Source organism: Sphingobacterium composti (assembly GCF_009829075.1).
Taxonomy (GTDB): Bacteria; Bacteroidota; Bacteroidia; order Sphingobacteriales; family Sphingobacteriaceae; genus Sphingobacterium; species Sphingobacterium composti.
On record NZ_WUQZ01000039.1, the window covers coordinates 1 to 13,892 of the forward strand.

The following is a 13,892-nucleotide window of genomic DNA, read 5'->3' on the forward strand; positions in this document are numbered from 1 at the left end:
CGAAAATATGCGGTATATGTTGGCGTGATCCCTTTTGAGCACACCTCAGGCTCCAGTATTAAGGGACCAAAGCGGGTAAGCCATATCGCTCACAAAGAACTAAAGAATGAGCTCAATCAAGCAGCTATGCCCCACGACTCGGAACTCAACGCATATGCAGAAAGGAAGCTTAAAGATAAAGCCTACCCACTGGTATTGAACAATGTCAAGTTCAAGTTGATTTTACGGATGTTCGCCCTAGTAAAACGAGGAGTAATGTATGTGGATAATTATAGAAAAGCTGCTTAAAAAAACTTTTTTTGAATTAAATTTGGATATATGAGAAACCTAGAATACGTTATTTAATAATTATTATTAATATCCGTTCAGTTTTATTATAAACTAGACTGGATATTCCTTGCTACTTAATTCGAAAGTACTTTAAATTACATTAATTTAATAAACAATACAGGGCTTTCCAAAATATTGAAAAGCCCTGTATACAGCATATTAAGAATTATTTATTCTCCATCATTCAGATTAGCCTGCTCTAGGGCTTCACCTGTTACTTCAGCTCTGATTTTAGCTTCTAGTTCATCTGATAAATCAGGATTATCTAACAATAAGTTTTTAACAGCGTCACGTCCTTGTCCAAGTTTTGTATCGCCATAGCTAAACCATGATCCTGCTTTTTTGATAATGTTGTATTCTACACCTAAGTCGATGATTTCACCGACTTTTGAGATACCTTCACCAAACATAATGTCAAATTCTGCAATTCGGAATGGAGGAGCAACTTTATTTTTAACGATTTTTACTTTTACACGGTTACCCGATACTTCATCAGAATCTTTGATTTGTGATGTACGACGAATATCTAAACGTACAGAAGCATAGAATTTCAACGCATTACCACCTGTAGTTGTCTCTGGGTTACCAAACATTACACCAATTTTCTCACGTAATTGGTTGATGAATATACAACAACAATTTGTTTTGGAAATTGTACCTGTTAACTTACGTAATGCTTGAGACATCAAACGGGCTTGAAGACCCATTTTTGAATCACCCATTTCGCCTTCTATCTCGCCTTTAGGCACTAACGCAGCTACTGAGTCAATAACAATTACATCAATTGCGCCTGAACGAATCAAATTATCGGCAATTTCAAGAGCTTGTTCACCATTGTCAGGTTGTGAGATTAATAAGTTCTCTACATCGACACCTAGCTTTTGAGCGTAATATTTGTCAAAAGCGTGCTCCGCATCAATAATCGCTGCAATACCGCCTTTTTTCTGTGCTTCAGCGACGATATGTGTAGCTAATGTTGTTTTACCCGATGATTCAGGGCCATAAATCTCAATGATACGTCCTTTAGGTACACCACCGATGCCTAATGCGATATCCAAGCCCAAAGAGCCCGTAGAGATAGCTTCAATAGGTTCTACTGCCGAATCGCCTAGTTTCATGATGGTACCTTTACCATATGATTTTTCTAATTTATCTAGAGTAAGCTGTAACGCCTTTAATTTATCTGAGTTGCTCATATTTTTAGTATTAATGTTTCAAAAGTAAGATTATATTTTTTGTTTACAAAACTTTTTGCTAAAAAAATTAGTTTTGTTATTCTTTATTAAAAATACGACGAAATTTGCTTATTGGACTACTGTGTTGATAACTTTTGCTTTGTGTGTAGTTTCAAAATATTTGCAAAAATGTGTAATTGGACATTCTTCGCATTTAGGTTTACGCGCTAAGCAAATATATCTTCCATGTAATATCAACCAATGATGTGCAATTTTGATGGTATCAATCGGTAAAAATTTTACAAGCTGTTTTTCGACTGCTAGGGGCGTAGTGGCTCTTGTGGTAAGTCCCAAACGATTACTAACTCTGAATACATGTGTATCAACAGCCATAGCGGGTTTATCATAAACTACTGATGAAATTACATTTGCAGTTTTGCGACCTACACCAGGTAGCTTAACCAAATCCTCAACTTTCTCGGGAACTATACCGCTAAATTCGGATAAAAGTTTTTGTGCCATGCCAACCAAATGTTTGGCTTTATTATTGGGGTAACTTACAGATCGGATATAAGAAAAAACTTCTTCGACAGAGCTTTCTGCTAATGACTCTGGTGTTGGGTATCGCTCGAATAATGCTGGTGTGACTTGATTGATACGTTTGTCCGTGCATTGTGCGGAAAGTATCACAGCAATCAATAATTCAAATGGGTTACTATAATGTAATTCTGTTTGTGCATCAGGATTGTGCGTAGAAAAGTATTCTACAAAAGCTTTGTATCTGTCTTTTTTCAACATATACAAAGATAAGCTTTATACATTATGTATGAAAAACAACAAAGTCTCTAAATTTTAGAGACTTTGCGTTTTATATCTTACTAAACGTTTTAGAATATTGAAGAATACTATCAATCACAGATTGTTTTGGTTCTAATACTAAATTTTGAATTTCTTCTTTTAGCTTTACTTCAAATATATCTTCAATTTTTGTATCTACTTCGTTTGTGTAAGTTACTAAGTCTTCTGTTTGAGTAAAATTTTCTACCATAAGCAATTGATTATTTGTTTACTATATAAACGTAGCATCAATCGCTTTATTGTAAAAAATTTAACTTTTTTTTACTTTTTAGAATTAATATAATTATTAGCTTCTACGATTGCATTATAAGCATTTACGATACCACCACTAACGGATATTTCATCCAAGTATACTTTTTTGGTACTGCCATCTTTTTTAACTTTTACTTTCTGATCAACTTTAGTCACAGATTTCATAATGATATCTTTTACTTCTTTGGCAGATAACTGTGGATAATACGACCTTAATAATGCTGCTACACCCGATGCAACTGGAGCAGCCATACTTGTTCCTTGTTGCTCTTTGTATTTGTTTTCAGGCATTGTCGAGTTGATTTCTACACCAGGAGCAAATACATCTACAGATCTATAGCCAAAGTTTGAAAAACTAGCTAAAAGTTCATCATTTAATTTCCAAGATGTAGCGCCTACAGTTAGATAATTATTCGCCTCACCAGTTACGGCATTATCTTTATTTGTAAAATATTTTGTCGGATAATTAGGGTTGATATCAATATCTTTGGCATCGTTACCTGCTGCATGAACTAACAATACGTCTTTTTCCTGCGCATAACGAATTGCCTCATCAACAACTTCCTTATTGTAAAAATAACCTTTACCAAAACTCATGTTAATGATTTTTGCACCATTGTCTACTGCATAGCGAATACCATTAGCTACATCTTTATCTCGCTCATCACCATTTGGTACTACGCGTAATGACATGATTTGAACATTATCTGCGACACCATTAATACCAATATTGTTATTACGTTTAGCTGCGATAATACCTGCTACGTGTGTACCATGACCTGCGTCAGGGCCTTTCACATCAGGATTTCCGTAATATCTTTCCGTAGCATCTTCATAATTATCTGCTACAATATGACGCGGATCAAATTCTTTATTCAGGTGATACTTAATCTGTGCACTGTAATATTCATCAGCATCCTTAATATCCTCGTAAAATTTTTCAAACGAATCTTTCTCAGTTGCTCGTTTAATAACAGAAAGTGCAGTTTTAATATCTCTATTTTCTGATTTGTAATTATCAATATCAGCTTTTGTAATATCTTTAGGCTCCTTACCGATTTCTGAGACCAATTTGTCTACATTCATTTTAAGCCTACCATAATTCGTATTACCAAAATTTGCTTCATCATATTTTGATGTATAATCCGAAATCATTTTTTGATAAGCGACGAATTCACGACGTTGAGCTTCATTTAATTTAGTGCTAGGTAATACCGAAGCGTATATTGGGTCGTACTTTGCAATCAAGCGTGTTACCTCAAGGTTGTCATAATTCACATTTTCGCCATTGGCATTTCCAATAAAATTCCAGCCATATTTGTCATCAATATAACCATTGTTATCATCGTCCTTGCCATTTTTGTTGGATTCTTTTTTATTAATCCATAACACGTCTTTCAGATCTTCATGGAACACATCCACACCTCCATCAATGACAGCAACAATAACTGGCGATGCTTTTCTTCCCTTTAAAAGTTCATAAGCTTTCTCCGTACTAACGCCCATAATGCCATCAGTTTTATAATCCAGATTGTACCAATTAGCGGGTGCTTTATCTTTTTTATCTTGTGCTATACCTGAGAGTGGCAATATTCCTATTCCAAGTAAGGCAATAAAGAGTTTTGTTTTACGCATATGTGTTTATATAAAAATAATGTACAAATATAATGCTATTATTGTTGTAGTGAGACGTTAAAAAATGGTAAAAGATTAGTTGTAATGTAAATATTGCAATTTAATAATTATCTTTTTTCCTAACTTGTAACACGTAATTAGTGTTAAATATATAAAATATAAAGAAAATTTATAACACCTAATATTTTAACTATGTTAGCCTCAAAAAATAATTGGATGATAATATTAAGTATGGCAGCAGTTTCTTGTTCTCCAAAAGCAGAAAAATCTCCTATCACTTGGCCTGAAGCACAGGCACCTGTCGCGGACATCAAACCGCACACACGTATAATTCATGGTGATACTGTCGTAGACAACTATTATTGGTTGAATGACTTTTTCAAGAAAGGTCCAGATTCTACGAATGTGGTCAAATACTTGGATGCGGAAAATGCGTACACAAAACAAATGATGGCTGGAACAGAAGATTTTCAGCAACAACTTTTCGAGGAGATGAAAGCGCGCATCAAGGAGAAAGATGAGTCTGTTCCGTATTTCTACAATGGCTATTATTATTACAATCGTACAGAAGAAGGTAAACAGTATTATAAATATTGTCGTAAAAAGGGTTCTCTAGACGCTCCAGAAGAAATTTTATTGGACGTTGATAAAATGGCTGAAGGTAAACCGTATTATGCGATTGGTGGAGCTTCGGTGAGTCCGGACAACAAGTTATTAGTGTTTGGTGTGGATGAAGTTTCTCGTAGAGAATATGTGTTGCATATTAAGAACCTCGAAACTGGCGAAATTTTGCAAGATAGAATCGAACGTACAAGTGGGGGAGCAACATGGGCTGCAGATAATAAAACATTGTTTTACACTTCAAAGAATCCTGTTACGCTTTTATCTGAAAAAATTAAAAGACATACATTGGGTACGGATTCAAAACAAGATGTTGTAGTGTATGATGAAAAGGATAATACGAATTATATAGGCGTAGGGAAGTCCAAAGACGGGAAATACATTTTCATTCAATCTCAAAACACAATGAGTACTGAAATCAGATACTTGCCGTCGGAAACACCAAATGCAGATTTCAAGGTGTTTCAGCCACGAATGAAAGATGTTTTGTATTCGGTGACACCTTTGGCGGATAGATTCTTAATTCGTACAAATGCTGATGGGGCCATAAACTTCAAAATCGTCGAAACTCCTTTAGATAAGACTACAAAAGATAATTGGAAAGATTTTATTGCACATCGCGCAGATGTGTTAATCGAAGGAATCGATGAGTTTAAAGAATTTTTGGTTGTTTCGGAACGCAAAAATGGCTTAACGAATCTTTCAATCCGCAGCTTGGTAGATAATTCTGTTCATGATTTGGACTTTGGCGAAGCTGCTTTTACGGTTTATCCAAGTGTGAACAGAGAATATGATACAGATGTGGTGCGCTATGGCTATACATCGATGGTAACGCCTTCTTCGACTTTCGATTACAATATGAAGACTAAAGAAAAGACTTTGCTAAAACAACAAGAGGTTTTAGGAGGTTATAATGCGGAGGATTATGTGACGGAAAGAACTTTTGCAACAGCAACTGATGGTACAAAGGTTCCGATTTCCTTAGTATATAAAAAGGGTACTAAAAAAGATGGTTCTGCACCATTATACCTTTATGCATATGGTTCGTATGGCTCATCGATGGACCCAACTTTTAGCTCTATACGTTTGTCATTATTGGACAGAGGATTTATCTATGCAATAGCACATATTCGTGGTGGTGAAGAGATGGGACGTCAATGGTATGAAGATGGAAAGATGATGAAGAAAATCAATACATTCACGGATTTCATCGATTGTGGTAAATATTTGATTGAAAATAAATACACTTCTAAAGGACATCTATATGCTGAAGGCGGTAGTGCTGGAGGACTTTTGATGGGTGCGGTGATAAATATGGCTCCAGACCTTTGGAATGGAGTGATTGCTGCAGTTCCTTTTGTGGATGTGGTAAATACTATGTTGGATGAGACAATTCCTTTGACAACAAATGAGTATGACGAATGGGGGAATCCTAACAATAAAGAGGCGTACGAATACATGAAATCTTATTCTCCATATGAAAATATTGAGGAGAAAGAATATCCAAATTTATTGGTGACTACAGGGTTGCATGATAGTCAAGTTCAATATTTTGAACCTGCAAAATGGGTTGCCAAATTGAGAACGAAGAAAAAAGGTGATAATGTAATCTTGTTAAAAACGGATATGGACTTCGGTCATGGCGGTGCATCAGGACGATTTGATTACTTGAAAGACCAAGCATTGGAGTGGGCATTTATATTAAAATTAGAAGGAATTACTAAATAATATAAGTATATGTTGAAACATAAAATCTTAGTTATTGTCTTTACATTGTTGACTGTATTTGCTTATGCGCAAAAGACAGAGACTTTCACTGTGAATCCGAGTAAGTCATTGGTAAAATGGGCAGGGAAGAAAATTGTCGGTGGAAATACAGAAGGCACTATCTTAGTTTCTAAAGGTTCTTTAGGTTTTGCTAATAAACAATTAAAATCTGGAGAAGTAATTATGGATGCAACATCAATTGCCTCCGAAAAAGCTCCTTCAAGACTTGTAGCACATTTGAAAAATCCTGATTTTTTTGATGTAGAAAAGTTTCCGACAGGATCTTTTGTGATTACTTCAGTAAAGACAGAAAAAAATGTAGCGCAGATTTATGGTAAGTTAACTATCAAGGGAATAACTAAGGATTTATCTTTTCCAGCAGAAATAACTTACGGACAAAATGTCGTTGTGGCTAAAGCTACAGGCGTAAAAGTAAATCGTACTTTATATGATGTAAAGTATAAATCTGGAAGTATCTTCTCAGGTTTGGGTGATGGTGCAATCGAAGATAATTTTGTATTGGATATTACTTTAGTAGGCGAGAAGAAATAATCTCACTACGAGTTTTAACAGAAATGGCTGCAAATTATTTGCAGCCATTTCTGTTTATATGTTATTAGCATTTTTCTTGGTCAACTCACAACCACAGCCTTGTCCACATCCACTTTGTGATTTGGATTTGTTAGGCCAAAATTTTCGAATCAATGTATACACTGCCATAATAAATATGATAGCGATAATGATATATTGAATTGTTAACGACATAGTATTCTATTTTAAAAGTTGGTATGCAATAAGCGCTGCGATGTAAGCCAATCCAGTCATAAAACCTGCTTGAATCGCTGTCCACTTCCAAGAACCTGTCTCTTTACGAACAACCGCGATAGTGGCCATACATTGCATTGCAAATGCATAAAATAATAATAACGATATTCCTGTTGCGAAATTGTATGTTGGTTTACCCGTATTTTTATTGACTTCAGATTTCATTCGCGTAAAAAGCGTTTGTTTCTGGTCGTCATCTTCGATATCCAGATCCGCACCCAATGAATACACCACAGCCACAGTTCCGACGAACACTTCACGTGCAGCAAACGATGCAATCAAACCAATACCTATTTTCCAATCGTATCCCAAAGGACGAATCACGGGTTCTATTCCTCTTCCCAAATAACCTAGGTAAGAATACTCCACTTGATAAGCCGACACTTCATTTGCGATTTCCTCTTCAGAAAGTTCTGGTTTTTCTATCGCAATGTATTTTTCAGGGTTTGAAAAACGGTCATTCGGCCCAAAGCTTCCCAATACCCAAAGGATAATAGAAATTGCCAAAATAATCTTACCTGCACCTAGTAAGAAACCTAATGATTTTTCCCAAACCGTATTCAATACGTTTTTGAAATCAGGTGCCTTGTAGGTAGGTAATTCAAAAATTAAGAAAGAATTACGAACAGATTTAATGATCTTATTGAGAACTAGTGCCGAAAATAAAGCGCCTAAAATTCCTAATATGTACATTCCGAATAGTGTAATACCTTGCAGGTTGAAACCTAAAACTTCTGTTTCGGGAATAACTAATCCTATGATCACAATATAAATAGGTAATCGAGCAGCACACGTCATAAAAGGCGTGACCAACATCGTAAGCAAACGCTCTTTTGGATTCTCAATATTACGTGCAGACATTACCGCTGGAATAGCACAAGCTACACCCGACATCAATGGAATAACAGATTTACCATTCAATCCGAAAGGTTTTAACCATCTATCCATCAAGAATACAACACGAGACATATAGCCCGTTTCTTCCATTAGGGAGATAAATAGGAAAAGAATAATAATCTGTGGCAAGAAAATCACAATACCGCCGATACCTGCGATAATTCCATTTACAATCAAATCATTAAGTGGACCAGCTGTGAAATTATCGCCAACAAATTCGCCCAATGAAGCAAAAGAACCATCCACCCAATCCATCAATGGACCTGACCAGCTGTATATTGCTTGGAATATTAAGAACAAAATTCCGAAGAATATGACGTAGCCGAAGACAGGATGTAATAAAATATTATCAACTTGTTCTGTTGCTGAGAACTTTTTATTTTCAGACTTGGTTACAATATTTTCCAATTCACGCTGCACAGCATCATGACGAATAATTGCTTCATCTTTTTGGAGTTGTTGTGAGGTGATTTGGTACTTATCTCTTATTGATTTTAGGTTATCAGCGTTCGCTGAAGAAATAGTGTTTTGGCTATCAAGTGCCAAATGAAGCCAAGTTTTGTATTCCGTATCTAGAGGAAATAGCTTTTTAGCTTCTTGGATAGCTTCTTGATATTTTGATGGTAAATCAACAGCACCAAAGTAAGGACCTACTTCTTGATTAAATCCTTTTATAAGTTCATCAATACCTTTGCCTGTGCGTGCATTCGTTTTATAAACTTTCGTTTTTAGGTACTGTTCTAATTGATTGTAGTCAATATTTAAGCCTTTGTCAGAAATTTCGTCCTCCATATTAATAACGAAAATGGCTGGCAATCCTATCTCACGGACTTGTTGGTAAATGATGATACCACGACTTAAAGTACTAGGTTCTGATACGACAACGACAAGTTCTGGATAATCTTGGTTGTCTCTTTGTAGCAATGTTTTAAGTACTACTTCTTCGTCCAAAGAGTTCGGAAATAGGGTATAAGTACCTGGTAAATCTATGATGGAATATTCCTGACCATTAGCATGTACGGTTCCTTGTCTTTTTTCAACCGTGATACCTGGGTAATTACCCACTTTTTGGTGAAGTTTCGTTATTCTATTGAAAAGAGAAGTTTTTCCTACGTTGGGATTCCCCAGTAGCGCTATTGTCTTTTTTGTCATTATATTTTGTTAGCTAAGATTAGAGCTGCTTCAGATTTGCGAATAGCTATTAAAGAATCGTCGTGTTTTATTTGGATGCATACCGGACCATCAAAAGGTGCTTTGTGTTTTATCTTAATGGTAGACCCTGGCGCAAAACCTAATTCATAAAATTTAGCGGGCAATGAATCGTTAAGAAAGGAATCTATTACGGCTTCATCATTTTTGCTAAGCTTATCTAGTGAAACTTTATTTTGCATAGTATATGTTTGAATAATATCGATTTTAAAAATCAAAGGTACTTAAAATAGGCTGAGAGGCGGTTAGACTTTGTGTCAAAAATTTGTTGTATTATTTAGAATTATTAAAAATAAGACTTCTGTAATACAGTACAATAAAAATGTCCAAATTTCATGTTATTGAAATTTGGACATTCTATATTTCTTAAATCATATTAATGACTATGACCTTCATGTTCGTCGTGATCATGCTCGTGGTCTCCATGATTATGGTCATGTCCATCATGATTGTGGTTATCGTGTGAGTGGTCATGATTATGGTCATGATGTTCGTGATGATTGTGACCATCATGCGAATGATCGTGGCTGTGACCATGTCCACCATGACTGTGGTCATGAGTTGGAAATAAGAATGTTGTTAGGGACAAAGCAATTCCTAAAAACACTGCAGCCATTTTTTTCTTATTGAAATGATGGTGATCAGCAGAACCGGATTCAAATAATATGGTAGTTGAAATATGTAAAAAGATACCAATAACCACAGCCATTATTTTATCAAAATGCTGTGCAATATTGCTCACTTCTCCATCGCTCAAAAATTTACTTGTCAAGAATCCAAGTGGAGTCATCGCAGCAAAAATAAACAACATGATAGTGATAGTTTGTTTATTAAGACGGGTATTAAGCAATAAACTACCCAAAGCAAAAGCAGCTGGAATATGGTGAATCGCAATACCGAATACCAATTGACTTTGATGTCCGGCAACCAATGGCATACCTTCTAAGAAAGCATGCAAACACAAACTTACCATGATTCCTAATGGGAATCCAGCATTTTCATGATGATGAATATGTCCATGTTCAATACCTTGGGAGAATTGTTCTAGTAAAAGTTGAAAAATGAAACCTCCTAATATATACAAGCCAATTACTTCGGGGCTTGTAGTACCATCGTGATAAGCGTGGGGAATCAAGTGCAAAACAGTAATAGCAAATAAATAAGCTCCACTGAAAGATAAAATTAGTTTTAGGTAATTTGTATTATCGCGTTTTACAAAAAATACGGCTAAACCTGCAATGAATGCCGATACAAAGAGTATAGCAATAATAAGGATTGGACTCATAAAATTATTATGTTGTTAAATTTTGTTTGTTTTCTAAAAAGGAGGGGACGAACCTGTTGAATAAATAGCCAGATGTAAGCCCAATAGTCATACCCAATAATGCACCGCAGAGTATATCGAAAGGATAGTGTACGCCGACGTATATTTGGGAGAATGATATAGCAGCAGCCCAAAGGATACACAGCCATAAGGTGTGACGCCATTTGCGACGGAATAATACAATCCAAAAGAATGCCATTGCAAAATGATTTGTAGCATGCGAACTTGTAAAACTGTAGCCCGAACCACATCTCACGCGGACGTTAACCTCATGCTTAAATTCAATATCATTGCAAGGACGAATACGTTTTATATTTTTCTTAATCAAATGCGACGATACAGCATCCGAAATACCAAAATTCATTAGAGTTGCAACGACGATTAAGATGCCTAGCTTGCCGTAATGTTTGATAAAGAATATGATTAGAAACAAATATAAGGGAGCCCAAGTAAATGGATTTCTTAATATTGGAAGTAACCAATCAAATACTGGATTGCTCAATCCTTGATTGATAGCCAAAAATATTTCCTTGTCTAAATCTATTATCTGTTGTAACATATGTTTGCTTTCGGTTTATGTATTAGTAGAAGCTAAAATACTTATTTATAAGTAAAATAGAGTAACTTTATTTTTCTAAAATACACAAAGTTGCAACAAAGGTAGGTTTTTTACGATTATTTAGGAATATAAACTTGACATTTTTTTATAATGTCTTATTTTTACAAATCAATAAACTTTTGAAAAATCATTATGACTTTAATAAAATCCATTTCTGGAATCCGTGGTACCATAGGTGGTAGAGCCTCGGAAGGACTGACACCAATTGATATCGTAAAATTCACGGCTGCATTTGGTAAAATTTTAATAAGCAAGTCCGGTAATAAAAAAATCGTTTTGGGACGTGACGCGCGAGAGTCTGGAGAAATGGTGAGTAATTTGGTCGTAGGTACTTTGCAAAGTATAGGCGCTGAAGTTATCAATCTTGGTTTGTCTACAACTCCTACTGTCGAAATCGCTGTTCCTCTAGAAAATGCAGCTGGTGGTATTATTTTAACTGCTTCGCATAATCCAGGTCAATGGAATGCATTGAAATTGTTAAACGAAAAAGGCGAATTCATTTCGGACGTAGAAGGAAAAGAAGTGTTGGCGTTAGGCGAAAGTTTGGATTTTGACTTTTCAGAAGTACAAGATCTGGGCAAAGTAATTAATGATGACTCTTATTTGCAAAAGCACATCGATGCTGTATTAGCATTGGAATATGTAGATGTAGAAGCTATCAAAAATGCGAATTTCAAAGTTGCGGTGGATGCTGTAAATAGTACAGGCGGTATTTTTATTCCAGCTTTATTAGAGGCTTTAGGCGTACAAACGATTTTCAAAATTCACTGTGACCCGAACGGCAAATTCCCTCATAATCCGGAACCATTGAAAGAGCACTTGACGGATTTATCTGCTGCGGTTTTAGAAAATGGTGCAGATTTAGGTATTGCTGTTGATCCAGATGTAGACCGTTTGGTTTTCATGATGGAAGATGGCGAATTATTCGGTGAGGAATACACATTAGTGGCTGTGGCGGATTATATTCTTTCAAAACAAAAAGGTAATACCGTTTCTAACCTTTCATCGACTCGTGCATTGCGTGATGTGACGTTGAAACATGGTGGTGAATATTTTGCTGCTGCGGTAGGAGAGGTAAATGTTGTAGCCAAAATGAAAGAAGTCAATGCGGTTATTGGTGGCGAAGGTAATGGTGGTGTTATCTATCCTGCTTCCCACTACGGTCGCGATGCTTTGGTTGGTGTGGCTATCTTGTTGTCGCACTTAGCAAAATTGGGTAAGAAAATGTCAGAATACCGCGCAGAATTACCTCAATATTACATGTCAAAAAATAAAATCACGTTGACACCAGAATTGGATATTGATGGATTATTAGATGCGATGCAAAAGAAATATGCACACGAAAATCATACAACTATTGATGGTTTGAAAATTGATTTCGAAAACGAATGGGTGCATTTACGCAAATCAAATACAGAACCGATAATTCGTATTTATTCGGAAGGACCTACGCCTGAAGCCGCAGAAGCAATTGCACAGAAAATCATGAATGAAATGCAAGAGATTATCTCTAAATAGAAGAAATTAAGCCTTCCAAATTGGAAGGCTTAATTTCTTCTATCTTCTCCGCAATTTTATTTAGTTGATTTGCTGAGATTTTATCTTCTATGCAATGCATTCCTAAGGAGAAGTTCATGCCTAAATAATTGCACGTGGCTTTTATAGGAATCCAAAAGTCATCATCCAAGTGATTGCCTATTGAGGAAGTAACAAAAATTACTTTCTTACCTCTCAACTTTCTTCCCAAGACCTTCTCAATGGTCAAAAGGTCTGATATTCTGTCAAAAAAGGTTTTCATAATGGCACTCATCGCATACCAGTAGACTGGTGTGACAAAAATAATGGTATCGTAATTTTCAATCAGTTCTTTAATTAATGGAAAGAAATCATCGCTTTTATTTTGATGTGTATAATCGAAATTTGATATATTATATTCAGCTAAATTATAGATTTTTACATTTAGTTTATCAGCAATTGACTGAGCAATATTGTATGTATTTCCTTGATTGTTTGAACTTCCAAAAAGAATAGCGACTATGTACCTTTTATCTGTCATTATACTAATAATAAATCATTATAGTAAGACAACAAAGCCCTATCAAAAATTTTGATAGGGCTTTTCTTATGTGCGCCCGGCATGTGCGTGAACTCTAGGGTGTAAGTCCCGAACGTGCCTTGATAGTGGGAAACGTTAACTTAAGGCAAGGGTGTCCTTCGTGAGGAGGAATCTGAAGGAAGCCGGCGGTAAATCTGTGGCCTGACGTACAGGAAGCGAATTAGGCAGTTGGATGTGGGTGAGTCTGCATAACAAGACAAAGCCCGAAACTATCCGAAACATCCCGCTGTATATTCGACAGGTATATGGAGAGAAAGTTCACGT

The 13,892-nt window shown here is 35.8% G+C and carries 14 protein-coding genes; 4 read left to right on the plus strand and 10 right to left on the minus strand.

Translation table 11 applies throughout. The annotated features are described in order from the left end of the window. The coding region (locus tag GOQ17_RS15555; RefSeq protein ID WP_159638897.1) for a transposase at window positions 1–288 on the plus strand (288 nt) is incomplete at its 5' end. Between the two features lie 212 nt (window positions 289–500). Here GOQ17_RS15555 and recA read toward each other — a convergent pair. The 4 genes from recA to GOQ17_RS15575 all read right to left on the minus strand — a co-directional run bounded on the left by recA (window position 501) and on the right by GOQ17_RS15575 (window position 4,250). After that, complete coding sequence (recA, locus tag GOQ17_RS15560; protein ID WP_159638899.1) at window positions 501–1,526, minus strand: recombinase RecA; 1,026 nt, start codon at window positions 1,524–1,526, stop codon at window positions 501–503. A 108-nt stretch (window positions 1,527–1,634) separates the two neighbouring features. Next, window positions 1,635–2,303, minus strand: a complete 669-nt coding sequence (gene nth, locus GOQ17_RS15565; protein ID WP_159638901.1) for an endonuclease III — start codon at window positions 2,301–2,303, stop codon at window positions 1,635–1,637. A 70-nt stretch (window positions 2,304–2,373) separates the two neighbouring features. Then, window positions 2,374–2,553: a hypothetical protein gene (locus GOQ17_RS15570; protein ID WP_159638903.1), complete on the minus strand. Its 180-nt coding sequence runs from the start codon at window positions 2,551–2,553 to the stop codon at window positions 2,374–2,376. Window positions 2,554–2,624: 71 nt separating this feature from the next. Further along, window positions 2,625–4,250, minus strand: a complete 1,626-nt coding sequence (locus tag GOQ17_RS15575) for a S8 family peptidase (RefSeq protein ID WP_159638905.1) — start codon at window positions 4,248–4,250, stop codon at window positions 2,625–2,627. Window positions 4,251–4,466: 216 nt separating this feature from the next. Between GOQ17_RS15575 and GOQ17_RS15580 the strand changes: the two genes are divergently transcribed. Both GOQ17_RS15580 and GOQ17_RS15585 read left to right on the plus strand, forming a co-directional pair. Beyond that, window positions 4,467–6,599 (plus strand): S9 family peptidase, encoded by a 2,133-nt coding sequence (locus GOQ17_RS15580; RefSeq protein ID WP_236537176.1) that lies wholly within the window; start codon window positions 4,467–4,469, stop codon window positions 6,597–6,599. A gap of 9 nt (window positions 6,600–6,608) precedes the next feature. After that, window positions 6,609–7,190: a YceI family protein gene (locus GOQ17_RS15585; RefSeq protein WP_159638907.1), complete on the plus strand. Its 582-nt coding sequence runs from the start codon at window positions 6,609–6,611 to the stop codon at window positions 7,188–7,190. A gap of 54 nt (window positions 7,191–7,244) precedes the next feature. Here GOQ17_RS15585 and GOQ17_RS15590 read toward each other — a convergent pair whose 3' ends face one another. The 5 genes from GOQ17_RS15590 to GOQ17_RS15610 form a co-directional block, all read right to left on the minus strand. Then, the gene (locus GOQ17_RS15590) at window positions 7,245–7,403 is read right to left on the minus strand and encodes a FeoB-associated Cys-rich membrane protein (protein ID WP_159638909.1); all 159 of its coding nucleotides are present in this window, start codon (window positions 7,401–7,403) and stop codon (window positions 7,245–7,247) included. A 6-nt stretch (window positions 7,404–7,409) separates the two neighbouring features. Beyond that, the gene (feoB, locus tag GOQ17_RS15595; RefSeq protein WP_159638911.1) at window positions 7,410–9,512 is read right to left on the minus strand and encodes a ferrous iron transport protein B; all 2,103 of its coding nucleotides are present in this window, start codon (window positions 9,510–9,512) and stop codon (window positions 7,410–7,412) included. After that, window positions 9,512–9,751, minus strand: coding sequence for a FeoA family protein (locus GOQ17_RS15600; RefSeq protein ID WP_149914229.1), 240 nt, complete (start codon window positions 9,749–9,751; stop codon window positions 9,512–9,514). The genes feoB and GOQ17_RS15600 overlap by 1 nt, the downstream gene beginning before the upstream one ends. A 194-nt stretch (window positions 9,752–9,945) precedes the next feature. Next, complete coding sequence (locus GOQ17_RS15605; RefSeq protein WP_159638913.1) at window positions 9,946–10,854, minus strand: ZIP family metal transporter; 909 nt, start codon at window positions 10,852–10,854, stop codon at window positions 9,946–9,948. A gap of 7 nt (window positions 10,855–10,861) precedes the next feature. Further along, the gene (locus GOQ17_RS15610) at window positions 10,862–11,452 is read right to left on the minus strand and encodes a phosphatase PAP2 family protein (protein WP_159638915.1); all 591 of its coding nucleotides are present in this window, start codon (window positions 11,450–11,452) and stop codon (window positions 10,862–10,864) included. A gap of 192 nt (window positions 11,453–11,644) precedes the next feature. On the opposite strand from GOQ17_RS15610, the gene glmM reads away from it, so the two are divergent. Then, window positions 11,645–13,030 carry a phosphoglucosamine mutase gene (gene glmM / locus GOQ17_RS15615; RefSeq protein WP_159638917.1) on the plus strand — a complete coding sequence of 462 codons (1,386 nt, stop codon included), beginning with the start codon at window positions 11,645–11,647 and terminating at the stop codon, window positions 13,028–13,030. Here glmM and GOQ17_RS15620 read toward each other — a convergent pair. Then, on the minus strand, window positions 13,023–13,568 hold the full coding sequence (locus GOQ17_RS15620) for a flavodoxin family protein (RefSeq protein ID WP_159638919.1): 546 nt from the start codon (window positions 13,566–13,568) through the stop codon (window positions 13,023–13,025). The two genes, glmM and GOQ17_RS15620, sit on opposite strands and share 8 nt — an antisense overlap. Between the last annotated feature and the right edge of the window lie 324 nt (window positions 13,569–13,892).

What these genes read in the sequence shown, in the direction of transcription:
- GOQ17_RS15620 (WP_159638919.1), bottom strand. Translation starts at nt 13,568, where the DNA reads ATGACAGATAAAAGGTACATAGTCGCTATTCTTTTTGGAAGTTCAAAC.
- feoB (WP_159638911.1), bottom strand. Translation starts at nt 9,512, where the DNA reads ATGACAAAAAAGACAATAGCGCTACTGGGGAATCCCAACGTAGGAAAA.
- GOQ17_RS15570 (WP_159638903.1), bottom strand. Translation starts at nt 2,553, where the DNA reads ATGGTAGAAAATTTTACTCAAACAGAAGACTTAGTAACTTACACAAAC.
- recA (WP_159638899.1), bottom strand. Translation starts at nt 1,526, where the DNA reads ATGAGCAACTCAGATAAATTAAAGGCGTTACAGCTTACTCTAGATAAA.
- GOQ17_RS15610 (WP_159638915.1), bottom strand. Translation starts at nt 11,452, where the DNA reads ATGTTACAACAGATAATAGATTTAGACAAGGAAATATTTTTGGCTATC.
- GOQ17_RS15605 (WP_159638913.1), bottom strand. Translation starts at nt 10,854, where the DNA reads ATGAGTCCAATCCTTATTATTGCTATACTCTTTGTATCGGCATTCATT.
- nth (WP_159638901.1), bottom strand. Translation starts at nt 2,303, where the DNA reads ATGTTGAAAAAAGACAGATACAAAGCTTTTGTAGAATACTTTTCTACG.
- glmM (WP_159638917.1), top strand. Translation starts at nt 11,645, where the DNA reads ATGACTTTAATAAAATCCATTTCTGGAATCCGTGGTACCATAGGTGGT.
- GOQ17_RS15585 (WP_159638907.1), top strand. Translation starts at nt 6,609, where the DNA reads ATGTTGAAACATAAAATCTTAGTTATTGTCTTTACATTGTTGACTGTA.
- GOQ17_RS15575 (WP_159638905.1), bottom strand. Translation starts at nt 4,250, where the DNA reads ATGCGTAAAACAAAACTCTTTATTGCCTTACTTGGAATAGGAATATTG.
- GOQ17_RS15580 (WP_236537176.1), top strand. Translation starts at nt 4,467, where the DNA reads ATGATAATATTAAGTATGGCAGCAGTTTCTTGTTCTCCAAAAGCAGAA.
- GOQ17_RS15590 (WP_159638909.1), bottom strand. Translation starts at nt 7,403, where the DNA reads ATGTCGTTAACAATTCAATATATCATTATCGCTATCATATTTATTATG.
- GOQ17_RS15600 (WP_149914229.1), bottom strand. Translation starts at nt 9,751, where the DNA reads ATGCAAAATAAAGTTTCACTAGATAAGCTTAGCAAAAATGATGAAGCC.